Raw genomic sequence first — 25,486 nt, 5'->3', positions numbered from 1 at the left:
ACAGAGAGACAGCATCCTGAAGAGAGAATATGTAGGCGTAGGGGGATGACCGGTGTTTCAGCACAGTCGCACTCCGGCCCGCAGGGCCGCCCGCCGTTAAGCGCGCCAAAAGCAGGCGGAGTGGCCCCCGGCCTGCTGGATTGTTCAGGCGATAAATCAGAAGTTCACGTGTCCCCGCTCTGCCAGCGACACCGTTTCATTCCCCGCCACGAGGATGTGATGGATAACTCTTACCGCCACCAGCTCCAGTGCGTTTTTGAGGCGCGCGGTGATAGCAATATCCGCTTTAGAGGGTTCGGCCACGAATGAGGGGTGATTGTGGCTGAGGGTCACGGCGGCGGCGTTCAGCTCCAGCGCCAGGCGAACCACTTCACGGGGATGAATCTCAACACTTGTGATAGAGCCCTCAAAGATTTCCCTGTAAGCCAGCATCTGGTGCTGGTAATTGAGGAACGCGACGGCAAACACCTCACGATCGCGCCCGGAAAGCTTTGCCTGGAAAAACGTTTTCGATGCGTCCGAGGATTCGAAAATGGTGCCCGTGGGATAGCGATAGTCGATTGCCAGCACCGCTTCGGCGAGGATCTGGGTATCCGTTGCCATGACATAGTTGCCCTGCGCATCGCGCACGTGGGGACGACTGAAAAAACGCAGGTTATCGCTGACAGATTCAAACTGTGATTCTGGGGTGGTGCCGTTGGCGTCAGGAAGTGACATATGATTTCTCCAGTAAGATTTGAAGTGTTGGTTGTGCCTGCCCGGTTCACGGGCAGACCGGAAATCAGTCAATGGCGCGGAAAATCGCGCTGCCTTCCTCATGCAAAGCCGCATAGGCTTTCAGTGCTTCGGCGCGCTGGTTAAGCGCATCAATCAGCGGATCGCTGCTGTTACGTTCCCACAGGTGCCAGGCCAGGTGATTCAGCGTGTAGAGCATGGCGGTGATCCCCGCCGCCTCAGCTGACATTTCGCCACGATAGAAATTTGACGGTATCTTTTCAAAGAAGCGAACGAACCCGACTATTCTCACCGCGCTGGATGTGATCGTACGCAGCCATCCTGGAGCAAGTGGGCGGATTTGAAACCGTGCAGTAATGAAGAAGGATACAGTCAGAGTTGTTATTGAGTACAGACAGTGCAGTGAGCGTACCGTCTGACGATTAGCTGAATACAGAATTGCGGAGAACTGGGTTTGAAAGTGGCTGGAACGCAGACCTGATGTCTTATAAGGGTTATGACCGATAGTCTGCAAACAAATATTAAAGGTTTCTGTTTTTAAACGTTTCTTTTGGAACGATCCTATTCCAGTGTTACGAGTATGGTCTGATTTGGAGATTGGTAATTCCTTTCTCTCATTAGTTCATTCATGAACTAGAAATCATTTCACTTCCACCGCCTCTTTTACCCACTCGCTGAACAGGCGCATCACCGCTTCGGTTCTGGCAGGAAGATGACGATTGCGCGGCCAGAGCAAGCTGACTTCAGGTGCCTGAGTTTCCAGATTGGTCAGGATGCGGACCAGCTTGTTGTCTCTTAATGCAGATGCCACGATGAAATTCAGGCTCTGCACAATTCCTACGCCAGCGATAGCAAGTTGTACACGTGCCTCTGCATCCCCCACGGATGCAACCGCTGCCGGCCATAAAGTGCTGACTGCGCCGTTATTTTCAAATTCCCACCCGAGTTTTTCACCTGGCATCGGGAGTAAGAAGTCGATCAGGCGATGTTCAGCCAATGCTTCAGTCGTTTCAGGTTCTCCGTATTGCTGCAAGTACTCAGGGGATGCCACGTTCATCCTCAGCGGGAACCCCAATGAGCGCTTATGGAGATCCTGATCTTCCAGACCGCCAATACGAATCGCGAAATCAATCTCTTCACAAACAAAATCGCTGCGTTGATCGGTGAGAATAATTTCTGGATGGATATCAGGATACTGGCGCATCAATTCCGGCAAACGCGGCAGGATAACAGCGCGTGCGACGGAGACGTTTGCGCTCACCCGCACCTTGCCGCTCAGCAATTGCTGCGCACCTTGCAGGTCAGCTTCAATTTCTTCCAGGTCAGTCAACAAGCGTTTGCATGTTGCGTAATAGCGCTGCCCCGCTTCGGTCGCAGCCACTGCTCGCGTGGTTCTGCCCAGTAACTTAGTGCCGAGATGTGCTTCCAGTCGCGCAATCCGCGCGGTCGCGTTTGAAGGTGAGATTCCCGAAAGGCTGGCTGCTCGATTAAAGGAGCCGGTTTCAATGATGCGGACAAATAGCCGCATAGAACTGAGCTGATCAAAACGCATCTATTATTCGCTTTAACAGAACAATGAATTCGTATTCTACATTCTATACGCATGGACTCAATGACTCTAGAGTGTGGCCCTCACTCAGGAGGTCTGGAAAAACACATGCAATACGTTCGTTTTGGTCGTTCAGGATTACGGGCATCACGCTACACCCTTGGCGCGATGACGTTTGGCAGTGGTGAAGGTATTTGGTCGTCAATTGCCGGCCTGTCTGTTGATGAAGCAAAGCGCATCATCAGCGTCGCACTGGAGAATGGCATCAACCTCGTCGACAGCGCTGACGTCTATTCGCAGGGCCAGTCTGAGACGGTTTTGGGTCAGGCTTTGAAAGCACTGCAAGTAGACGAAAGCAAAATGATGGTGGCAACCAAAGTGCGCTTAAGGACTGGTTCTGGTCCGAATGAGGTCGGATTGGGGCGTTCGCATATCATTCGCACGGTGGAAAAGAGTCTGAAGCGACTGCAGCGCGATCATATTGATCTGCTGCAACTGCACGATCGCGATAACCTCACTCCGCTTGATGAAACACTGCGAGCGCTCGATGATCTGGTCACGCAGGGCAAGGTGCGTCATATCGGCGCCTGCAACTTCAGCGCGGCTGAAATGGTGCTAGCTGATGGCTTCTCACAACAGTACGGCAAGGCCCGTTTTACCAGCAATCAGGTTCATTACTCGCTGGCGTGCCGTGATATTGAATTTGATGTCGCGAAGGCAGCACAGCAAGGCGATCACGCACTGATGATCTGGAGCCCTCTCAGCGGCGGCTACCTCAGTGGAAAATATGCGATGAAGCATGAGGATGATAAACAACAAGGCAGACGTTCGAAACTTAACTTTCCACCGGTAGACGTCGCTCGTGTCGACCCCATAGTTGATGAACTGATTGCTATCGGTCGGGAAATGGGCTGCTCTGCAGCCACGGTCGCACATGCATGGCTTCTGAGTCGTGCGGAGGTCACCACGGTGATCATCGGTGCGAAGAATGAACAGCAGCTGCTGCAGAATTTGGAGGCGCAGACTCTAGTGCTCTCCGACGAGCAACTGCAAAAACTTAACATTCTTTCTCAGCCTGCTATTCCGTATCCTTACTGGATGCAGCTTTTCCATGATAAGGACCGTATATAACTTAAGAATTGTGAACTTATGAGCTAAAGCTGCTTTCATGCAGCGACCAGAAAAGATGTGTTTAAAAGGGGCAATGCTGATAGAAAATATCGTGACGTTGCCCCCTGTCCTGGCCGCGGATCATGTGTTCTGGCATGAATACATCACAACCTTATCTTCATTAAGGGTCTGCCCCGCACTTTGCTGTATCCATCGGTTGAACTCACACCGCCAAGCAGACGCGTAAAATAATTAAAGCTGCTGATAAGTTACAGTACTCATTATGGTGACTGGAGTTCCAATATGATAAAGCTGCTGCCGCGCTGAGAAAATTTCTCCTTGATGAAAGCTTGAAATAGGCAATGTGTCAAAAACTTTAACAGGTACCGGCATCATAAATGCCGGTATGAAAAGTAAAAAACGATCCGCTAGAGCGCTAAGCGTTTTTAAGTGAGCCAGGTGGACTCCTTTCCGTAAATTAATCCTTAACGCGTTTACCACATAGTATTTCTCCTCACGCCTTACTTTTCCGGGTACTGACCAGACCTGACTCGCTTTTACGATGAAGTAAAGGATACGCGACACTCGTCACCACGAAACTGATAATCCATGAAACATCCACACCCGGTATTAAATTCGCATAGGGACCGGAAAAGAATGCATTTTCAACAAAGGGCACCTGCACTAAAATTCCGGCGAAGTAGACCAGCAAGGCCTGGGTATTCAGCAATCCATAACGTCCGCCGTCTGCACGAAATATCGCTTCAACGTCATACTTTTGCTTATTCACATAATAAAAATCCAGTAGATTAATCACAATCCACGGAATCAATACCGCAATCAATGCCAGAATCAAGTTAATAAAGAACGAAACAAAGTTCTGTGATGCTGCCAGGGCGACTAACACGCTTCCCACTAATACCAGTGATGACACCACTAATCGCACCGTCGCACCCGGCGTCCAGTGTGGGCGGAATGTTTGTACTGCCGTAATCAGTGATAATACCGCACCATACAAATTCATTGAGTTGTGGCAGATAATATTGACCAGGAACAACACCATCAGAATGGGTCCGAGCCAGCCAGTGGCGTGGCGCACTGACATCATGGCATCACTGGTTGGCGCGATATTGACCGCCATCATGCCGAAAATAAAGGCCAGAATAGTCCCGCCACACGCACCCAGGTAGGTGGCAATAAACGGGCGTGCAATACCGACATTGGCGGGCAGATAGCGCGAATAGTCAGAGGTATAAGGCGAGAAACTGATTTGCCATACCGCTCCGATACAGAAGGTGCCGAACCAGCCTGCGGCACTCATGCTGCCACGAGACCAAAAATCTGCCGGTAAGGGTTGTGACACCATCAATGCCAGGCCCAAAATCAGCGCCGCACCCATAATCCATGCACCGACTTTATTGATGCGATGGATAAAATGGTAACCAACGATCCCAATGGCGGTGGCAAGAATTGCGCCAATAACCGTGGCACTGCTTACCGGCATCGATGGGAAGACGTTGTTGATGACTTTACCGGATAGCGAAATATTCGAGATAAAGAACCCGAGATAAATCACCGTCGTAAAGCTAATCACCAGCAGCGAACCGTAACGACCAAACTGCGCGCGGCTCTGCACCATTTGTGGAATACCGACTTTCGGCCCTTGTGCAGAGGTCAATGCAAGGAAGATCCCGCCAAACAGATGACCAGCAATAATCGCGGTTAACGCAGAAATAACATTCAGATGAAACGTTTCGGTGGCAATCGCACCGCTGACGACCGCCAGCGGTGCAATGTTGGTACAGAACCACAAGGTAAATAAACTGTGCGATTTACCGTGGCGTTCCGATTCCGGAACATAATCCACCGACTTATTTTCTATAATCTGACTCTGACGTGGTTGTGTATTCACCGTACCCTCCAATTCTCAAAGTAGGATTGTTTTTTAATGTGGGTAAAACTTTCCTCGCGAAAAAAAGCCACAGCCATCCCGACGAATGCATTTTCGTCTTCTTATTAAAGAATTGGCGGTAAGACTCCCGGTGCTAATTAATGCTTAACAACTGTACAAGTAACGGTCGTTATAAATAACGACACTGAAAATTCCAACGTTATTTCTGGTAGAGTGCGCATTGATAAATGCAAACCAGATTCCCGCAAGGTGCGCATTTATACGCACCTTAACCCATCAGCGCATAATAAAGGGATCGCTAATCGGCTCATCGCTGGTACGCAGCCACACCGTTTTGGTGGTGGTGTATTCCAACGCGGCGTCTGTGCCACCTTCACGACCGAAACCGGACTTACCGTAGCCGCCAAACGGCGCCAGCGGTGAAACCACGCGATAGGTGTTTAGCCACACCACGCCGCTGCGCAACTTACGCGTGACACGATGGGCACGCGTCAGGTTCTGGGTGAATACACCGGCCGCCAAACCATACTCTGTACCGTTGGCTAAACGAATCGCTTCTGCTTCATCTTTAAAAGTCAGCACCGACAAGACCGGACCAAATAGCTCCTGCACCACGCTTTCTGCATTTGGCACCGCACTGCAATCCAAAATGGTGGGTGGGAAATAGAACCCCGGTCGATCAATCGGCTGATTGCCGATCACCAGACGCGCACCCTGCTCAATACTGCGACTCACGACCTGCTCGATATTGCTTTTCTGCCGCTCGGTACAAAGTGGACCAAACTGCGTCTCCTGCTGTTGCGGGCAACCAATCACAATACCGCGCACTTTGCTGGTGAGCTTTTCAATGAAGGCATCTTTAATCTGCTCATCCACCAGCAGACGCGAGCCCGCGACACAGCTTTGTCCTGAGGCAGAGAAGATGGCGGCCACCTGCGCATTGGCTGCACTTTCCAGGTCGGCATCAGCGAACACGATAAACGGTGACTTGCCGCCTAATTCCAGCGAGGTGCTGGCGAGGTTTTCCGCGCTGTTGCGAATGATGTGACGTGCAGTATCTGCACCGCCAGTAAAGGCGATGTGATCGACCTGCGCATGCTGGGTCAGCACGGTGCCACAACCTTCCGCGAAGCCGGTGATCACGTTAATGACGCCCGCAGGGAAACCGGCCTCATGCACCAGTTCAGCAAATCCCAGCAGCGGCGTCGGTGCAACTTCAGCCGCCTTCACCACCACCGTACAGCCGGCCGCAATCGCCGGGCCGATTTTCACCGCGGAGAGAAACAGCTGGCTGTTCCAGGGGATAATCGCGGCAACCACACCTACCGGTTCACGCTTAATCCAGGTTTCCATGTCGGCTTTGTCGATGCTGAGCGTGGCGCCGTCCATCTTGTCGGCCAGCCCGGCATAGAAGCGATAGTATTCCGCCACGTAAGCGATCTGCGCCTGGGTTTCACGGATGATTTTCCCGGTATCGAGCGTCTCAAGACGGGCCAGTTTGGCGGCATCGCGTTCAATCAAATCCGCCAGCTTCAGCAGCAATTTGCCGCGCGCACCGGCGGTTAAGCCGCGCCACGCATCGGATTCAAAAGCCCGGGCCGCCGCCTGCACTGCGCGATCGGTTTGCTCGCTGCGTGCTTCGGCAATCGTGGCCCACGGCTCAGCGGTGGCCGGATTCAACGAGGTGAAAGTCGCCGCCCCGGCGTCAAATTGGCCGTTGATGTAGAGTTTGAAAGATTCCATGACGTCTCCGCTTAGTGAAATGCAGGTGCAACGTATTGAATAAAGCGTTCCAGCGAGGCTTTCTTACGCTCGAAGGTCATGCCGCTATCCAGCCACAAGGCGTACTCATCGTAGCCCATCGCTTCATAGTTTTTCAGGCGGGCGATCACTTGATCAGGATTACCAATCGCCAGATTTTTTCGCATCCCTTCCACGCTGTAATAGGTATTCGCGGCGATCTCTTCCTCGCTCAACGGCTTGATCAGCCCTTGCTGCACCGGGCGCTCATTCTTGAACCAGGCACCGAAGTAGTTATAGAAGCGATTAAGTTCTACTGCCGCTTGCTGTGCATCGGCCTCGTCTTCGGCCACAAAACCGTGCTGCAGCAGCATGATTTTCAGCGGCTGCTCAGGTGAATACTCCTGACAGGCTGCTTTGAAGGTGGTGATCAGACGCGTGATCTCTTCTTCGCCCTGATGCAGTGGCGTACACTGCACGTTACAACCGTTTTTCACTGCGAACTCATGACTGTTCGGGTCACGCGCGGCCACCCAGATTGGCGGATGCGGCTGCTGTTTTGGCTGCGGCGAGGAAGTGGTGGACGGGAAATTCCAGAACTCACCTTTATGCTCGTAGTCGCCTTTCCACAGCGCTTTGACTGCAGGCACCAACTCACGCATCCGCTGACCTGCTTCCCAGGCATCCATCCCTGGCATCAGGCGCTCGTATTCATAGGAGTACGCGCCGCGTGCAATCCCCAAATCCAGACGCCCTTTGGTGATCAGGTCCGTCATTGCCGCTTCACCCGCCAGACGGATCGGATGGGTAAAGGGCGCAATAATCGTGCCGGTGCCCAGACGGACGTTTTGGGTGCGGCTGGCGATATCCACTAGGTTGATAAACGGATTCGGCGCGATAGTGAAATTCATACCGTGGTGCTCGCCGGTCCAGATAGCGTGCAAGCCGCCTTTATCCGCGATTTCACACAACTCCATCATCTCATCGTACAGCTTGTCCTGCGCGTCATTGGCTGACACGCGTTCCATGTGCAGGAACAGGGAAAGTTTCATACCACCTCCTGATGAGACGCGGTGAAGAAGTGACGCACAGAACCTTCGATTTCGTCACCGTAATAGAGACCGTAATTGCCCACCGCATTTTCGCGAATAAAACGATCGACCAGTGATTTCAGCGCACTGTCCGGCACCGGCAGTTGCGCCAGCGAGTGGACATCCACCCATTCGCCCTGCGGTACCGCTGGCAAGGTGCTGCCCGTCGGCTGCGCGCACAGGAATACGATATGCTGCTGTTTCTTTTGGCGATCTTCCCAGATGGAGTAGACAAAGCCTGGATTAGCTTCAATATTCAGCCCGGTGAACAACAGGTTGAGCGTCTCACTGACGCTGCGGTTATTGACCGTTTGCGATGGCAGCCCATAACCGTTCTCTTTCTTCACCACTAACGCCTGGCCCGCTGATTCAATCAACGCGCTGACCACCACGTTAGGACCGGCAATCAGGGATTCCGCATTCTGATAAGGCGTGAAGTAGGCACCACGATAGTAGCCAAGGCCCGGCGTACCGCAGGAATCGAACTGCTCGACTTTACCGATCAGAATCGCATGGTCACCGGCATCGATAACCTGATGCATCGCACATTCAAACCAGGCTGAACTCTCATCCAGCAACGGCGTGTTGAACTCGCCTTTACGCCACTTCACCAGCGAGAATCGATCGGCCACTTTCTGCGCGAAGATATTCGATGTCTCTTTCTGCTGCTCCGCCAGAATGTTGATGGCGAAGTGCGGGCATTGCGTGAAGTTCTCAAAATTCGCGGAGCGCTTATCGATGCTCACCAGCAGCAGCGCGGGGTCAAGTGACACCGACGAGAACGAGTTTGCGGTGAAGCCAATCGGCTGCCCTTGTGCATCGTTAGTGGTGACCACGGTGACACCGGTCATGAAGGCGCCAAAGGCGTCACGTAACTGTCTGCGTTTATCTGCGTCCATAAGTTACTCCTTTACAGGCTCTTTTTGCGTGACGGCGGCAGCAACCGGCTTGAGGAACGACAAAATTTCCTCGTTCACCCGGTCTGCATCCGTCAGGTTCAACATGTGTTTAGCGTTAGCGACCACCACTGCCTGGCCCTGCCGTGCTGCCTGGGCCATTTGGCGTGTCATGTCTGGATTCGAATTGGCATCCAGTTCACCGGTCATCACTAACACCGGACATTGCATTTCATTCCAGCGCTCAGAATAGAAGCGGTCTCCCGCCGCAAACGCCTGATAGGCGCGTGCATAGCCGTCGAGATTCACCTGTTGCAACCACGTTCCCACTTTTTGACGCAGGGGTTGTTCGTGGTGGTCATCACTGAACCAACGATCCAGTGGCGCATCGAGCCGGACATTGCCGCTCGCTAACTCCTGGGCGCGTTTCAACACCGCATTGCGCGCGCTGTCGTTACGCTTAAACACGCCGCTCATGACAATCGCGTGATTCACCCACTGCGGATAATCGATAGCGATACCTGCGGTGATCAGTGCGCCCATTGAGTGTCCCGCGATGGCAAAACTGCGTTCGGGCTGTGTCTGTAAGAACTGGGCCAGCCACTGCACGTAATCCTTTAAGGTGGCAGGATGACGAAAACCGCTGCTTTCGCCATGGCCAGGCATATCCACCGCGATCACACGGAAATAGCGACTCAGCACGTCCATTTGTGGGAACCAGGCGTCGGCATTCATGCCGACACCGTGGATCAACACCAGCGGCGTGCCCTGTCCAGCCTCCAGGTAACTGACCTGGAGACCTAACTCAGATAGCTGCTGGGTTTTTCTGGTCATGGCCTAACTCTTTCAGGTCAAGATAACGGTTGCCGATACGATGATGCGGACGGCCGCCCAGTGCCGCGCCCAGCGCGATCACAATCTCGTCTGCGAATGGTGCATCGTTGATGTTGAACTGCATGGTGAGGTAGTGCTCGCGAGTGCCCTCATCATCAGTGCCCATCATGGGAACCAGAATCGGTGTATTGGCTGGACCACGGGTGTTGTTAAAGGCCAGATAGGTTTTACCCTTCACTGCAGAGCGGTAATGGTTACCAAAATGCAGGGTGTGAATCAGCGCTGAGGCGTGTTCCAGTTCGCCGTTCAAGCCCACCACTGCGCTTTTACCGTAAGCCACCACCTTGTCACCGCCGCCCGCTTCTTTCACGATCAAGCCAGTCAGCAATTCGCCCAGTACTGGCGCCATCTCGCGAATCTTCGGTGCGAGGTCTTCTACGAAGCCTTCACCGGCCCACGGATTTTTTACCACGGCAGCCGCCGCAATCATCACCAGCGGCGTGGTGGCCGCTTTGCCGCCGTCAGAGTAGATGGTTTCGGTGGTAACGAACGTCTTGCGTATATCTGGATGCATGGTTAGAGCCTCATTCAAGTTAACGGTTTGTTAATCTGGTGTGTCGGGAAAGGATATAACACTGAGACTTTTGGCATGTCAAAACATGGTATACCATCATACGGTATTAAAATTTGCCGGAGATTTTGCTATGCTTTGTCGACGCAAATCCCCGCCGTGACTGGGGGGATGGGGATTAAAAGGGCAATGCGTAATGGGCTGTTTGAGACGCGAAGTGAGTGTGACTAAGGTCATAAAAATCACACGACCTATCGGAGCAGTCGTTTTATAACGGTATGAATTCACGTGGTTTTGATTATTCCTCAAGGATATTTTTATTTCGTGCCCCGGCTGCATGATGAAACTGTGAGCTAACGCTGATTTCAACTGGCGCGTCGGTGAGGAATCGATAGACGGTGGTGGCAATGAGAGTAAAGGCGGCGTTGCTTTCAGAACAGAAACAGTGCTAATAGTTAAAACGCTGGCAAGACATGACATTGACTTCAGGCTGAATTTTTTGCATTTCAACGAAGAGACGATTATGGATGCGAGTCATTCCCTAAAAATTGAAAATACGCCCGTAACGTTGCGTGAACTGGCATTGGCTAAAGTTCGCCAGGCCATTATTTCGGGATACTTTAAAGCCGGCGACCGTTTGGTTGAACGTTCACTTTGTGATGAGCTGGGTGTAAGCCGTACCGTGGTGCGCGAAGTGATCCGTTATCTGGAAGCGGAGGGTTTAATTGAAAACCTGCCGAAAAAAGGGCCGATTGTTGCAATATTAACCTGGGACGTTGCTGAGCAGATTTACGATATTCGTATGCTGCTGGAATCTGAAGCGGCGAAGGATTGCGCAAAAATAGCCACCAGCAGTGATAAAAAAAACCTGCACAAAAGATTACTGCGCATCGCTAAAGCCTCGCACGATCATGATGACATCGAACGCGTTGAAGCGTCTCAGGCTTTCTATGAAGCGCTGTTTTCCATTGCAAAACATCATATTGCGTGGGAAATCGTGCAACGGCTAAACAGCCGTATCGGCCGACTGCGCGCACTGACCCTGCGCAGCCCTGAGCGTCAGGTGGCGGGTTTTGAACGTATGTCGCGTATTTATGAAGCGATTGAAGAAAACAATGCTGAACAAGCGAAAGAAGCCGTTAAACAGCATCTTTCTGAAGCTGCCACGCTGGCTAAAACTATTCTGACTGCCGAGGAAAAATAATGTCTGCGTATTGGATCGCCCACGTCAATATTGAGGATGCACAGCAGTACCAAAATTATATTGAGCTGGCACCGCTTGCGTTTAAAAGATATCAGGCGAAATTTATAGCTCGCGGTGAAAATGCCACCTCACTTGAGGGTGATGAATTTAAGAAGCATGTCATCATTGAATTCCCTGATTATCAAACGGCACTGGATTGCTATCATTCCGACGAGTATCAGTTAGCCAAAAAACAGCGTGAGGGCGTGGCAAAAGCCATGATTACCATTGTGGATGGGCTGGCGTAGGTATTGCCCTACTCCACTGGCTTGATTTGACACACTATTCCTCAGTCCGCAAGCGGGCTTAACGTGACGCAATCAGGGCGCTTAAACGCGATCTAACCCCGCATATCCTTAGGTGCAAAGCCATATTTTTTGCGGAAAGCGACGGAGAAATGGGCGGGCGAATAGCCGACCTGATAGGCCACTGAAGAGACACTGGCTTCCCCTGTTGACAGCATACGCCAGGCGGTTTCCAGTCGCAGCGTTTGCAAATAGCCGTAGATGCTCTGATTAAACAGGCGGCGGAACCCAGCGGTGAGTTTACGTGTGTTAAGGCCGACCTTTGTACTGAGATCACGAATGGAGGGGGGGGCATCAATGTGCTCCGCGAGCAAATTTTTCACATCATGCAGCCGTGCAATATCGCAGGAGCTCAGGCGTAACGTTGACTGCTGCAACGTTATGTCTTCACTGACCAAACTATCCAGCGTGTGAGCGACGATCTCCAGCGCCTTGCCCGTCATGTACAGCTGCCGGGCGCCCCCCTGAAGTGGGTTAGTAAACAATTGGGCTCTCAGACCACACAGGCATTTCGGCGTCGTCTGAATGCGCATGCCGGGATTTGCGGATAAGTCGAGATGCATACCTGCTGTAAGCGTATTAATGGAGTCGGCGCAAAGATGCTGACTTAACGAGTGTGTAGAAATATTCACTGCGGTATAACTCAGATTCGCACCAGGCAGTAAGCACTGACTTGCGTGCGCTAAGTCCTGACTCCAGACAGCACAAAGTGCCGGACCTTTGATATGCCGCTCTGCTTGCTGAGGAAAACGGCACAGTAATTCACCGCTCTCAATAATGATAATTTTCAGACCCACAAACAGCTGCTCATCTTGCCAGATCGCGCGCTGCGGATTCACGCTGCCACTGCTCAATGAAATATCACCACGTAACAATATCTGTACTTCACCTTCGCCCGACTGGCGAAGGCTGCTCTTCCCGGCGGTTAGCTTGTGCGAATCCATGGTTATCCCTGCTGTTCAGATGATTGGTATTGATAATCATTCTCATTGTAAGCGTATTGTAAATTTCTGTCTATGACTTTGACTCAGCCATTTAATTCCCGTCGCTACCTAACCTCAATACAAATAAGGTTAATCAATTTTAACTGGTCCGGTTTTCATCAATTTCTAAAGAATTAGTTTCTGCACCTAAAACTTTGGCGATTGTCATAAATAACCTATCGGCATAACAATATTACCGTTAGCATTTGGCGTTGGTCATCTGCATTTTGTCCTCACACATTATTCACAGAGCAGGTGAAGTTATGCAAAAATCGTCATCATGTGCTGCAAGTTATAAAATTCCGGTTTGGCCTAAGGATTTACGTGAGAATTATTTACGCGAGGGATTCTGGAATGATGAAACTTTCGACCAACGTATCAAAGACATTTCACAAACTTATGCTGACGATATTGCCTTGTGCTTTAATAACGAGACGCTGACGTATAAACAGCTATATCTGCGTGCTGTGCAACTGGCGAACAAACTTCATACCTTTAACCTTAAAAAAGGTGATGCAGTTATATTGCAGTTACCAAATTCAATTAATTATGTCGAAACGCTTTTTGCTTTGTTTATCTCAGGCATCGTCCCTGTATTTGCCCTCCCCAGCCACCGGGAAAATGAGATATTGTCATTTGCCCGCGCGGCGCAAGCCAAAGCATGGATCTATCAGGATACCTTTGAAGGTGAAACAACCATCGGGCTAACACATGCTGTGAATCAGCATCTCCCGGCCCTCCTGCAGCTAAGAGTATCAGCAGGAAGCACTCTGCATACTTCCCTGGAAGCCCACCTTGCGCCAGCAAAGCCAGGGGTCGTGAACCATCCTGATGATTTAGTCTGCTTTCAGCTTTCCGGTGGAACGACCGGTACGCCCAAGCTGATCCCCAGATGTCACCGCGATTATCTTTGCAACATTCGGTCTGCGATCTCAGCCTGCGATTTTTCGCGAAAAACCGTTTATCTGGCGGTACTGCCCCTGGGACACAACTTCCCACTGGCCTGCCCTGGCTTTATCGGTACGCTGTTTGTGGGTGGTCGTGTGATCATCAGTGACCAAACCGTTCCCGACCACTGCTTCTCATTAATCAAACAGCAGGGCGTCACCGTAACCTCAATAGTTCCTCCGCTGGCGATGGTGTGGCTGGACGCGGCGGAAGTGTGCCCTCCTGATATCACCTCGCTTAAAACTCTGCAGGTAGGTGGTGCGAAAATGAGCTACGAGGCAGCGAAGCGTGTCACTCCAGTACTGGGGTGCGCTCTGCAACAAGTTTTTGGCATGGCCGAAGGACTGATTTGTTTTACCAAACCCGGTGACATGTCACTACGTACATTAACCACTCAGGGCCAGCCCATGACCCCGGCTGATGAAATACGTGTGGTTGATGAGGAGGGAAAAGATGTCGCCGTAGGAGAAGTAGGATATTTATTAACTCGCGGACCTTACACCATCAGGGGATATTATGGACCTGAGTCATTAAATGTCGGAAAATTTAATAATGAAGGCTTTTATCGTAGCGGTGATCTAGTTCGCCTGACCCTCGATGGCGATGTAATCTCCGAGGGTAGAGATAAAGATCAGATCAATCGTGGTGGTGAGAAAATTGATTGCGGTGAATTAGAGGATATATTACTTCGCCACCCTAATATTAAAGATGCAGCGATCGTGGGGATACAGGATGATTATTTAGGCGAAATCATTTGCGCATTTCTACTTTGTGATGCACACCCACCCACTGCTGTCGCATTACGCCAGTTTCTTGCCGGTGAAGGTGTCGCGCGCTTTAAAATACCCGATCGTTTCAATTTCCCGCCTGCTTTTGATCTGACCGGTGTTGGTAAAGTCAGCAAAAAACAACTGCGCATTAAATTAAAACAGGAATACCTTCTGAGCATTGAGGGGAAATAAATGCATCCAGCCTATACACAACTCACAGAACATACCGCAGCGCTACTGGGCTTAACCGTTGCAGAAATCGACTTTGACAGCTCACTGCTGTTGCAAGGTATGGAATCAATTGGCCTAATGCGCACGGTCAATCTGCTACGCAAACTGGGAGTGGTATGTTCATTTGATACGCTGAAAAAACATCCCACGCTGAACAGCTGGCTTGCCATGCTTGACGATGGCGCCTTAACCCCCTCATTAGAGAGGGGATTGCCGGCATCAGATATGAGCAAGCCTTTCGCATTAACACCGGTTCAGCAGGCTTACTGGATGGGTCGTCAGGAAGATCAGCCTCTGGGCGGAAACAGTTGCCAGGTTTACATAGAATTTCAGGGCGCTGACCTGTGTCCGGAACGCCTTGCCCTGGCTTGCAATCGTTTGATTGAACGGCATCCCATGCTGCGTGCACAATTTACTGACCAGGGAGAACAGCATGTGCCGGCTCAATTACGGACGTTCAAGCTCTCAGTTGATGATCTTCGGACGCACTCTGCTGAGCAATGTGCTGTTCGCCTTAATCAGCATCGTGATGACTATTCACATTATTGCGCGGATATAAATGAAGGATGGCCATTGCGTGTAGCGCTCTCACGCTTACCCGGTAAAAGCAGCCGTCTTCACCTGAACCTCGATTTGCTGGTCGCAGATGTGCTAAGTATCAGCATTCTGTTGCGAGATTTAGCCTATTATTATCAGCATGATGCACCAGAATTAGCGCCCTTCACGGCTAACTTTTCCCAATACCTGCAACGGCATGAGCTTGAGAGTGAAAAACGCCGGCACATTGCGCAGGGTTACTGGAAACAACGTTTACCTTTCTTACCGGGTGCACCCACATTACCACTGGCGCAGCAACCTGAAAAACTGACTAAACCACGCTTTACCCGCCGTGACTATTTAGTCAAAAACCCTCAATTAGCTGCGCTTGAAACCAAGGCCAAAAAGCAGGGGGTGACACTCGCAATCGTTTTTTTAACGTTGTATTGCGAGGTGCTGGCACGCTGGAGTGAGAACAAACATTTCCTGCTCAACATTCCACTCTTCAACCGCCATGAACTGGTTCCCGCGGTATCCGATATGGTGGCCGACTTCACCTCTCTGCTGCTGCTTGAAGTGGATTTCCGTCGCCCGGCAAGCTTCACCGAACATCTTCAGCAATTACAATCGCAATTGCATCGCGATATCACGCACGCTGACTATTCGGGCGTTGAAGTGTTACGCGATCTGGCGCGCGCCGATGGCACGGCTCCCCGCAGCGCACCAGTGGTATTCGCCCTCAATCTGGGTAAACCGTTCGTTCCCGATGAAGCAGAAAAGACGCTCGGGGAGTTAGGCTGGATGATTTCGCAAACCCCACAGGTCTGGATAGATCATCAAAGTTACCCCACCCGCGAGGGGCTGATACTGAACTGGGATAGCGTCGATGACCTATTTCCAGCCGGTATGGTCAGCGCGCTTTTTAACAGCTGGCTGGCACGCCTGCATCTGCTTATTGAACAAGAGTGGGATGTCCTGCCAGAGAGGGGACTACTGCCCGAAACGCAGGCAACGCGTAGCCGCATTAACGCAACCGCAGAAAGTCTGCCACAGGCACAGCTGCATGACGGATTCTTCGCACAGGCGCGCAGGCAGCCTGATGCCCCTGCCATTTTCACCGCAGAAGGCTGTCTGAGCTATCAGGTGCTGTCACAGTACGCCTTACAGATGGCACATCGTCTTCAGCAGCTAGGTGTTAAACCGCAGGATCGCGTCGCGATTAATCTCCCTAAAGGTGGCGAACAGATTGCTGCTGTACTGGCCGTTCTGGCTGCTGGCGCGAGCTGGGTGCCACTGGCGATGCATCATCCCCTCGCCCGCCGTGCCCTGATTTGCCAGAGAGCAGAAGTCGTCTGTGTGATCACGCAACTGTCAGAGAGCTGGCCTGAAACGATCGCCGTTTATGATCTACAGCAGCATGGGTTTAATGCATCCTCTGAATCTTTGCCTGCGCCGTTACCAGGAGAGGGCGAGAGGCTGGCATATATCATCTACACCTCAGGCTCAACGGGTGAACCCAAAGGCGTGGCTGTCACACATCGAGCCGCCTGGAACACTATCGCTACCTTAAATCATCGTTTTGACATCAATCGCGATGACCGTGTCCTGGCGCTATCCGGACTGGAGTTTGACCTGTCGGTTTACGACATATTTGGATTGCTGTCAGCAGGTGGCGCCATCGTGATGCCCCGCGAGGATGAGCGGCGCGATCCGGATACGTGGCGACGCTTGTCGCAGCAGCATCGCGTGACGCTCTGGAATTCGGTACCAGCCCTGATGGAAATGCTGCTACTGACGAACTCAGAGACACCGTTTCTGCCTCATTTACGCCTGGTATGGGTATCCGGAGACTGGGTTGCCCCCGACCTTGCACAACGCCTCAGGCATAAGCTGTTACAAGCGGTGCGTATCGTTGCCATGGGCGGCGCAACAGAAGCCGCTATCTGGTCAAACGCCTTCGAAATCACACCAGACTTTGATGTCAGAGAACGTGTGCCTTACGGCTATCCCCTTTCCAACCAGCAGTTCAGAGTCATGGATGAATGCGAATGCGATTGTCCTGATTGGGTACCCGGCGAGTTATGGATTGGCGGCGAGGGGCTTGCTCGCGGTTATGTGGGCGATTTGCAACAAACGGCGCAACGCTTTGTGCAGCATGATGGCCAGCGCTGGTACCGAACCGGCGATCGCGGCTTTTACTCGCCTGAAGGGCTGCTGCATTTTCTGGGACGGCAGGATACCCAAATCAAACTCGATGGTAACCGTATTGAACTGGCTGAAATCGAATCGGCTTTACGTCAGCTAAGTGGCGTTAAAGCGGCATTTTGTCTCGTGGTTAACCACCAGCTTGCTGCGGTAGTGACTTCGCATATCGCCATAAATACCTCTGCACTCGTAGAACAGCTGGCCACAACGCTACCCACTTACATGGTGCCAAAACGCATTTTAGTGACAGAAGATTTGCCCCTTACGCCAAATGGAAAGGTAGACCGAGCCGAATTAAGCCGCCGGGTTATCAACGCTTCTACTGAAGTCGAGTCCCCCGGCACGGTCACCACTGAAGAAAACCCGCTGCAGGCGCAGCTCCGCCATTACTGGCTGGAAGTGCTGGATCTGCCGTCACTGGATGCTGAGATGAGCTTCTTTCAGTTGGGCGGCAACAGCTTACAAGCCATGAGGCTGGTAAACCGTATCAATCAATCATTGGGTATCCAGCTATCACTGCGCCAGTTCCTGAGTCACGCCACATTGTTGGCGCTCACCCATTTCATTGAATCAATTTGTCCTGCCGTCATAACGACTGAAGAGGGAGCACTATGAATTTGTCCACATTAATCCAGGAGTTTAAAGCGGCCGGCATAACGTTATGGTGTGAAGGTGATGCACTCCGATATCGTGCTCCTGCAGGCGCGATGACAGCAGAAAGAATTGCTCTGTTGCGCCAGCACAAATCCGATCTGCTCCACGCGCTGGCAACACCCGACTGGATAGAGGACAGCAACAACCGTTTTGCACCCTATCCGCTCACCGGATTGCAATCCGCCTACCTGATGGGCCGCAATGAAGCCTTTACCTATGGTGGTGTGGATTGTCACGGTTATCTTGAGTTCTGCTTTACCGAACTGGACGTACCCCGTCTGCAGGCAGCGTGGCAATCGCTGATTGCTGCACATGATATGTTGCGTACGGTGGTCTATGAAAATGGCACACAGCAAACACTCCAGGACGTACCCAAAGCCATGATTTCGGTCGAAGACCTTCGCTCTCATTCTCTGGCCACTCAGCAGCAACGCTTGCTGCAGCGAAGAGAAGCCTTTAGCCATTATCAGAGTCAGCCCGATTGCTGGCCATTAATCGGTCTCAATGTGACAAAGATGCAAGACAGTGCCGTGTTGCATATTTCATTCAACCTGCTGGTCTGTGACTTCCAGAGCGCACGACAGCTGCTCGCACAATTAAACGCGGCCTATCAGGGCGAAAACATAACAGCGCCGACAGTGACATTCCGGGATTATGTGATAAACAGCCAGCGCCGGGATTCAAACCGCGCCTTTCAGGACGCAAAAGACTACTGGCTCACACGTTTGGATAGCCTACCCGCTGCGCCCCTCTTACCCTCTTGCACACTGCCTGTGACAGCTCGCTTTTATCGTGAAGGTTTTGTGTTGCCGCCTGATCAGTTCACCCAACTCAGTCAGAAAGCCGCCGATCATGGCACAGGCCTTAGCGCTTTGTTCGCAACGATCTATGCCGCAACCTTGCAGCGATGGGGAGCCGGCAATCACTTTGGTCTGAACCTGACCATGATGCAACGCCAGCCCCTGCATCCGTCGATTGACGCGGTGATCGGCGATTTCAGTGCGGTGGAGTTACTTGAAGTGAACTATATGCCGCAGCACTCACTGATTGCCCAAGCCACTGCGTTACAGGATCAATTATGGCGTGACCTTGACCACAACGCGTTCACGGGCATTGATGTGATGCGGGAGATTGCGCGCAGGCGCGGACGTGAAGCCGCACTCTATCCGGTGGCCTTCACCTGTGCCATCAGCAGTGGAATGGATTGCTGCGCTCAGTTACTGCAGGGTGCACAGCAAACTTACAGCATTACCCAAACGCCGCAGGTTGCACTCGATTGCCAAATCGCGCCAGGCGAAACCGGGTTGAATATCAACTGGGATATTCGAGAAGGCACGCTGGAACCGCAGACTGCCGCAGAAATGTTCAGTGCGTTCAGGGAAACTATCCTGTCCTTATGCGATAACCGTCAGGACTGGCAACAGCCCATTACCATCCCCCTCCCTCTGGCGCAGCGTCAGCGCCATCAGGCGCTAAATGAGACAGATATGCCATTGCCGCAAGGCCTGATGCACACCCCCATCTGGCAACAGGCGCAAAAAACGCCCTCTGCTTTGGCCGTCATGGACACGCATGAACAGCTTAGTTATCAAGAATTGATAGCAGAAGCCGATGCGCTTGCCGCGTGTCTCATCACGAAGGGTATCCAACCCGGTGGACGGGTGGTTATCGCCCTGGAGAAAAGTGTGCGCCAGATTATCGCTGTGCTGGCCGTGATGCGCGCGGGCGCAGTGTGGATCCCACTGGACATCTCTTTACCCCATAAACGCCAGGCGTGGCTGCTGAGCCTGGCACAACCGGATATCATTCTGGCGCACAGTACTTATCATCTCAACACAGATGAATACGCGATGATCAGCACTGATCGCGTTGAGGCCACACGCATGCCTGCCTTCTGGCCGGAGGTCAGCCCAGCGTCGTTGGCTTATGTGATTTATACCTCAGGTTCAACCGGTGAACCAAAAGGCGTGATGATCAGCCACCAGGCAGCACGCAATACCCTGGAAGCGATGAATCAGCGACTGCAACCCACGCAACATGACCGTCTGCTGGGATTAGCCAACCTGAGTTTTGACCTCGCGGTTTACGATGTTTTCGGTATCCTTGCTACCGGCGCCGCACTGGTACTCCCGGCTCCAAAATACCGTAGCGATCCCTGGCAGCTAACCCAGCTGATTCGCGAGCATCAGATCACATTATGGAACTCAGTGCCTGCGCAACTCGCCATGCTGGTGGACTATCTGCATAGCGATGGCGACACCCAATGCCCTTCTTTGCGCGCAGCGCTGCTCTCGGGGGACTGGATTCCGGTCGACCTTCCTGCCCGCACCCGAGACCTCTTGCCGAATGCTCAGCTTTTCAGCTTAGGGGGCGCGACCGAAGCCGCAATCTGGTCAGTCATATATCCGATTACCACCGTCCCCGCAGAGTGGGTCAGCATCCCTTATGGCCGTCCTTTGCCTAACCAGCACATCTATGTGCTGGATGCAGCAATGCGTGAGCTTCCAGACGGCGTGGCGGGAGAATTGTATATTGGCGGATCCGGTCTGGCACTGGGATATGCCGGCGATGCGGAAAAAACCGCGCAGCACTTTCTCACGCACCCCGTGAGTGGTGAGAGACTTTATCGCACGGGTGATTTGGGTGCCTACCTGACGGATGGCAATGTGCAGTTTCTGGGACGGGAGGACGATCAACTCAAGGTGCGTGGTCACCGTATTGAGCTGGCGGAGATTGAAAGCACGCTCATTCGCCACCCTGATGTTGCCTCCGCCAATGTGCTGGTGATGGATCGCGGACAAAGTACGCAACGCTTAGTGGCTTTTGTGACCGCAGCACAGCGGCATTGTGCCCTGAACGCCTCACAGGTTGGACACATCCTGCCGCAACAGGCGCAATCTATTGCCAGCCAACTGGATCGCGCGGCCGTCCTTCAATTGGCACAGGGCATTGAAGAGGTGTCATTGCTGGCAATGGCTCAGGCACTGTTGAGTCTGCCGCAGTTTGCCAGTGCGAGAAAAGACCCGGTAGCATTGAATGACCTGATCAGCAGCGGCGCGGTGGCTTCACGCCATGAACGCCTGATTGGGCGCTGGCTGCGCGCGTTGACGCAGCAGGGCTTTTTACAACAGGTCGATGAAGAGCACTTTGTTGCACAGCGCCAGATCACTTCGCACGACGTAGAGCAGCGCTGGCAGACGCTCCACCAGTTGGGGAACAAGGTGAACTGGGGAGCGGCCATCCTTCGCTATATGCATGACAGCCATCTGGCGTTACCGGCACTGATGCGCAATGAAGCAGACCCGTTGGATTTACTGTTCCCGGAGGGTCAGACCCATGTAGCCGAAGCAGCCTATCGCGATAACCTGGTGAGCCGCACGGTCAATGCGCTGGTCTGTGCCACCATTTGCCAGATTGCACGCGAAAAGAACGGTGAAACGCTACGTCTGCTGGAGGTCGGTGCGGGCGTTGGTGGAACCAGCCTCGACCTCATTCCCGCGCTGGCAGCCTTCCCGGTGGATTACCTGTTTAGTGATTTATCCAACTACTTTCTCAACGAGGCGGAAAAGCGCTTCAGCCAGTGGCCCTGGGTACGCTACGGCCTCTATGACATTAATCAGCCCGCACTACCGCAAGGTATTGAGCCTGCGTCACGCGATGTCATTCTGTGCGCAAACGTATTGCACAATTCACGTCACGCGGCAGATGTTATTGCGAAACTGAAGGAAATTCTGGTTCCCGGCGGCTGGCTGGTGTTTATCGAAGCCACCAGCAACAGCTATCAGATTATGTCATCAATGGAGTTCAAAGAGGGATTAACCGGCTTTGAAGATTGCCGTCTTGAACAGGGCACCACATTTATTAGCGTTAATGAATGGCATCACTATTTGGAGCAGGCGGGCGCGACGGAAATTGTTATCGCGCCGCAGGAGGCATTAGCGTTGAACGATTTGGGGCAGCATGTATTTGCCGCACGATTTAAGACTCATCAAGCCACCCTACATCCAGATGAATTGCATCACCATCTAAGCCAATGGCTACCTGGGTGGATGTTACCGGATGAGATCCACCAGCTCGATCACCTGCCCTTAACGTCTAATGGGAAAATTGACCGCCGGGCGCTGGCGTCACTGATACCCACCAAAAGGACAGAACGTTCAACGACTGCTGCAGCACCCGCCAGTGCTCTGGAAAAAGATATTGCCAAAATCTGGCAGTCGGTGCTCAAAATCGACAGCGTCGGTCGTCACGATAATTTCTTCACACTGGGCGGAGATTCACTGCTGGTGGCGCAGGTCGTAAGTCGACTCCGCGCTACCTTACCGCAAGCATCGGGATGGCGCTGGGATACGCTGCTGCGCGCCATGATGAATGAGAAAGATTTGGCTGCGCTAGCGCAACGTTTCAGACAGCCGCAGGCCTCTCACTACATGTTGCAGGAAATTCAGCCCGGAGAGGCGAGCGCCACGACGCTGCTGCTGGTTCACGATGGCAGCGGCACGCTGGCCCCTTATCGCGCGATGCTGGAAAAAATCGACAAGCGCCAGCGCGTTCTGGGCCTGGCACTGAATACGCCGGAACAGTTCCTTGCTCAGCCAGCGGAAAGCGGCATTGCGCAACTGGCAAAGCAAGCTGTCGAAGTTATCGCTCAGGACATCAACTCGGCTCCGCTACACATTGTTGGCTATTGTCTCGGAGGGATGCTGGCGCAGGAAATCGCCTCTCTTCTGCACGCATCAGGAAAAGAGATAGCGCAACTCAGTATCATCAGCAGTTACCCAGTCCCATTCCGCATCGACGATGATTTATTGGCTGAGTATATCTTTGCGCGTGTCGTCCAGGCTGACCCGAGAGCCCTGGGATATCCCGACGATGAACAGGCTTTCCAGCGTTTGATCAATGACATACTCCAGGAAACGCCAGGTGTCATTCCGCAAGGTTCACTCGCCGCTTTCTCGCTCGGTAAACAGGATACGGGTTCGCAAGCGATTACTGCGTTAGCCAGTCGCAGTCCCGATACACGACTGGAAGCTATTCGCCGCCATTGTGCCTTAGGCGATAGCGACCTGAATACGCCGGCACGCGTGGCAGAACAATTTAAACTGATTCGTCACAGCCTGCTGGCGGTAAACGGTCATCCTCTCCAGGCTTACGATCACCCTGTGACTTTCCTGCGTCAGCTGGGAGAAATGCAGGTGCTGCCCGGCATGAATACGGAGATGACCACTTTCTGGCAGCAACACACTACTCTGCCACTACATATCCACGATATCCCAGGCGATCACTTCAGCTGCCTGAACAGCAAAAATTGCCATTACATCCTGAATGCACTGGCACTTTCAGCTGGAGAGCACAATGATTAATCGGCCGGTCATTGCTCTCCTCGGTGCGCGCGGCGCGGTTGGTGAACAGGTTATAGCGCAGTTGGCTCCAGTGGGTCACCTGCGTGCCGGAAGCCGGCAACTCCCTGTCCAACGTCATCCCGATGTGGAATACCAGCGTGTTGATCTGTTCGATGAGCGCGCGTTGCGTCAGTTCTGCCAGGGTGCTCAATTAATCATTAACTGCGCAGCACCCGGTCACCTGATTGGCGATCGCGTCGCACGAGCGGCTGCGGCGCTGGATTGTGATTATCTCGATCCTGGCGGGGATGAGCCGCTCTTCGCACGACTGCAAAACACGCAGAAAGCTTCTCCGTGCGCAGTTCTCTCTGCGGGCATGCTTCCGGGGTTATCCGGACTGCTGCTGCGAAGCGCTTTTTCCGCTTTTGACCGTCTCTACGAAGCCAAGGGCTATGCGCTGAGTTGCGAGCCCTTCTCACAAGGCGGGGCGGCCGATTTTCTTGCCAGCCTGGATAACGGTTATGGCGTCACAGGAGTAGCACTCCGTCAGGGTGAGTTGCAGCACTGTCCGGGTGGGGCTCGCATCCAGCTGCCTCTGGCACGGGCGAGCGCCATGGCGTATCCCTTTATGACCAGTGAGTGGCAGCGCATTGGGCAAGCGCATCCTCATATTGACCTGACATGGTACAACCTCTTTTCTTCTGAAGCGCTCGTGCACTGGCTCAGCCAGCGCATTAAGCGTGATGCGCGCGCTGTAGAGGATTTAGTCGCGTTAAGTGTACAGGCATGTGTTGGACAGCAGCCACAGCATCTGGTCGCCGTTGAGGCCAGTGGTGAGCGCCAGGGGATATTTGAGCGCCGGGCCTGTGTGATTGAATGTTCTTCTGGAGCACAGTTAACCGCAGCCGTAACCACCTTTACCGCATTAAATATGGTGCAAGGCAAAATCCATCCCGGCCTGCATTTTGCAGCCGATGTTTTACCCGCCACAGCAACTCTGCAATTTATGCAGCGACAGCTGGAGAACTTCTGCTGGCTCGAACTTCCCTCGCTAACAAGTCATGAAGAAGGGGCAATCTGATGCATGCTTCGCTATTGCAACAACTTAACTGTTGCCCCGCTCCACGCAGCGAAATTCTGTGTTTTCCTCATGCTGGCGGCAGCGCCAGCTATTTTCAGCGCTGGGCGGCCCATCTGCCTGAGGGCGTGATTTTACGCGCACTGCAATTACCTCTACGAGAGGACCGACTGGAGCTCCCACCGCTGACAGACATGGCTGAACTGGTCAGGTTGCTGATAAAAGAAGTCACCGCCTTACCCAAAAGGCCGTGCATCCTCCTGGGGCATAGCATGGGCGCAATAATCGCCTGGGAAATGGCACTGGCATTAGAGCAATGCAGGCAGCCGGTTTCTCATTTGTTCATCTCCGGGCAAACACCCCCTGATGTGATGCGGCAATCTCAGTTCCATCTGGGGTCCGATCAACAGTTAATCGCTGAGGTCGCACGTTTTTCGGCGACACCCGCGTCCTTGTTTGAATTCCCGGCTCTACGCGAGTTGGTGCTGGAGCAATTGCGACATGATTATGCATTGATAGAGCGCTGGCAGCCCACCACTACAGAGAAGCTTTCCTCTCCGATTACGGTATTGCACGGGCGAGAGGATAGCGAAGTCACTCTGCATGAAGCGCAGTGCTGGAGCAAATTTACGTCCAGCGAATTCAGGCTGTACAGCTGGCCGGGAGACCATTTCTACCTGACGACGCACTGGCAGGCCATATTACATCAACTGTGCCAAAGACTTTTTTCACACACACCGGATATGCCGTAA

The 25,486-nt window shown here is 52.7% G+C and carries 18 protein-coding genes; 8 read left to right on the top strand and 10 right to left on the bottom strand.

The genetic code is table 11. The features are described from left to right. Window positions 1-156: 156 nt before the first annotated feature. The 3 genes from ACCW76_RS18785 to ACCW76_RS18775 all read right to left on the bottom strand — a co-directional run bounded on the left by ACCW76_RS18785 (window position 157) and on the right by ACCW76_RS18775 (window position 2,287). A complete protein-coding gene (locus ACCW76_RS18785; RefSeq protein WP_436339727.1) occupies window positions 157-717 on the bottom strand; it encodes a JAB domain-containing protein in 561 nt (186 codons plus the stop codon). 64 nt (window positions 718-781) lie between these two features. Then, on the bottom strand, window positions 782-1,027 hold the full coding sequence (locus tag ACCW76_RS18780; protein WP_436339726.1) for an antirestriction protein: 246 nt from the start codon (window positions 1,025-1,027) through the stop codon (window positions 782-784). A 348-nt stretch (window positions 1,028-1,375) separates the two neighbouring features. Beyond that, entirely contained in the window at window positions 1,376-2,287 is a 912-nt protein-coding gene (locus ACCW76_RS18775) for a LysR substrate-binding domain-containing protein (RefSeq protein WP_436339724.1), read from the bottom strand. 105 nt (window positions 2,288-2,392) lie between these two features. On the opposite strand from ACCW76_RS18775, the gene ACCW76_RS18770 reads away from it, so the two are divergent. After that, window positions 2,393-3,415, top strand: coding sequence for an aldo/keto reductase (locus ACCW76_RS18770; RefSeq protein ID WP_436339722.1), 1,023 nt, complete (start codon window positions 2,393-2,395; stop codon window positions 3,413-3,415). 493 nt (window positions 3,416-3,908) lie between these two features. Here ACCW76_RS18770 and ACCW76_RS18765 read toward each other — a convergent pair whose 3' ends face one another. The 6 genes from ACCW76_RS18765 to ACCW76_RS18740 form a co-directional block, all read right to left on the bottom strand. Further along, window positions 3,909-5,306 (bottom strand): purine-cytosine permease family protein, encoded by a 1,398-nt coding sequence (locus ACCW76_RS18765; RefSeq protein ID WP_436339720.1) that lies wholly within the window; start codon window positions 5,304-5,306, stop codon window positions 3,909-3,911. Between the two features lie 276 nt (window positions 5,307-5,582). After that, a complete protein-coding gene (locus ACCW76_RS18760) occupies window positions 5,583-7,049 on the bottom strand; it encodes an aldehyde dehydrogenase (protein WP_436339719.1) in 1,467 nt (488 codons plus the stop codon). A gap of 11 nt (window positions 7,050-7,060) precedes the next feature. Next, complete coding sequence (locus ACCW76_RS18755; protein WP_436339717.1) at window positions 7,061-8,098, bottom strand: LLM class flavin-dependent oxidoreductase; 1,038 nt, start codon at window positions 8,096-8,098, stop codon at window positions 7,061-7,063. Continuing rightward, complete coding sequence (locus ACCW76_RS18750) at window positions 8,095-9,036, bottom strand: flavin reductase family protein (RefSeq protein WP_436339716.1); 942 nt, start codon at window positions 9,034-9,036, stop codon at window positions 8,095-8,097. The genes ACCW76_RS18755 and ACCW76_RS18750 overlap by 4 nt, the downstream gene beginning before the upstream one ends. A 3-nt stretch (window positions 9,037-9,039) precedes the next feature. Further along, window positions 9,040-9,867: an alpha/beta fold hydrolase gene (locus ACCW76_RS18745; protein ID WP_436339715.1), complete on the bottom strand. Its 828-nt coding sequence runs from the start codon at window positions 9,865-9,867 to the stop codon at window positions 9,040-9,042. Further along, window positions 9,839-10,441, bottom strand: coding sequence for an amino acid synthesis family protein (locus ACCW76_RS18740; RefSeq protein ID WP_045816877.1), 603 nt, complete (start codon window positions 10,439-10,441; stop codon window positions 9,839-9,841). The genes ACCW76_RS18745 and ACCW76_RS18740 overlap by 29 nt, the downstream gene beginning before the upstream one ends. 520 nt (window positions 10,442-10,961) lie before the next feature. On the opposite strand from ACCW76_RS18740, the gene ACCW76_RS18735 reads away from it, so the two are divergent. Further along, window positions 10,962-11,642: a GntR family transcriptional regulator gene (locus tag ACCW76_RS18735; protein ID WP_436339713.1), complete on the top strand. Its 681-nt coding sequence runs from the start codon at window positions 10,962-10,964 to the stop codon at window positions 11,640-11,642. Continuing rightward, on the top strand, window positions 11,642-11,929 hold the full coding sequence (locus ACCW76_RS18730; protein ID WP_436339711.1) for a DUF1330 domain-containing protein: 288 nt from the start codon (window positions 11,642-11,644) through the stop codon (window positions 11,927-11,929). Before ACCW76_RS18735 ends, ACCW76_RS18730 begins: the two co-directional genes overlap by 1 nt. A gap of 92 nt (window positions 11,930-12,021) precedes the next feature. Here the strand turns inward: ACCW76_RS18730 and ACCW76_RS18725 are convergent, their stop codons facing one another. After that, window positions 12,022-12,930: a helix-turn-helix domain-containing protein gene (locus tag ACCW76_RS18725; RefSeq protein WP_436339710.1), complete on the bottom strand. Its 909-nt coding sequence runs from the start codon at window positions 12,928-12,930 to the stop codon at window positions 12,022-12,024. A 302-nt stretch (window positions 12,931-13,232) separates the two neighbouring features. On the opposite strand from ACCW76_RS18725, the gene ACCW76_RS18720 reads away from it, so the two are divergent. Genes ACCW76_RS18720 through ACCW76_RS18700 form a run of 5 tightly spaced genes read left to right on the top strand, consistent with a single transcriptional unit; the run spans window position 13,233 to window position 25,486 of the window. Beyond that, window positions 13,233-14,879 (top strand): (2,3-dihydroxybenzoyl)adenylate synthase, encoded by a 1,647-nt coding sequence (locus ACCW76_RS18720; RefSeq protein WP_436339709.1) that lies wholly within the window; start codon window positions 13,233-13,235, stop codon window positions 14,877-14,879. Beyond that, window positions 14,880-18,275: an amino acid adenylation domain-containing protein gene (locus tag ACCW76_RS18715; RefSeq protein WP_436339707.1), complete on the top strand. Its 3,396-nt coding sequence runs from the start codon at window positions 14,880-14,882 to the stop codon at window positions 18,273-18,275. It begins immediately after the preceding gene. Further along, the gene (locus tag ACCW76_RS18710; RefSeq protein WP_436339705.1) at window positions 18,272-23,677 is read left to right on the top strand and encodes an amino acid adenylation domain-containing protein; all 5,406 of its coding nucleotides are present in this window, start codon (window positions 18,272-18,274) and stop codon (window positions 23,675-23,677) included. The genes ACCW76_RS18715 and ACCW76_RS18710 overlap by 4 nt, the downstream gene beginning before the upstream one ends. After that, the gene (locus tag ACCW76_RS18705; protein ID WP_436339703.1) at window positions 23,670-24,737 is read left to right on the top strand and encodes a hypothetical protein; all 1,068 of its coding nucleotides are present in this window, start codon (window positions 23,670-23,672) and stop codon (window positions 24,735-24,737) included. The genes ACCW76_RS18710 and ACCW76_RS18705 overlap by 8 nt, the downstream gene beginning before the upstream one ends. Continuing rightward, complete coding sequence (locus ACCW76_RS18700; protein ID WP_436339701.1) at window positions 24,737-25,486, top strand: thioesterase II family protein; 750 nt, start codon at window positions 24,737-24,739, stop codon at window positions 25,484-25,486. The genes ACCW76_RS18705 and ACCW76_RS18700 overlap by 1 nt, the downstream gene beginning before the upstream one ends.

The sequence above is a fragment of the Pantoea sp. C8B4 genome (assembly GCF_051336905.1).
GTDB classification, from domain to species: domain Bacteria; phylum Pseudomonadota; class Gammaproteobacteria; order Enterobacterales; family Enterobacteriaceae; genus Pantoea; species Pantoea rwandensis_B.
Note: the sequence above shows the minus strand (reverse complement) of the source record. Positions and strands in the feature narration are given on the sequence as shown.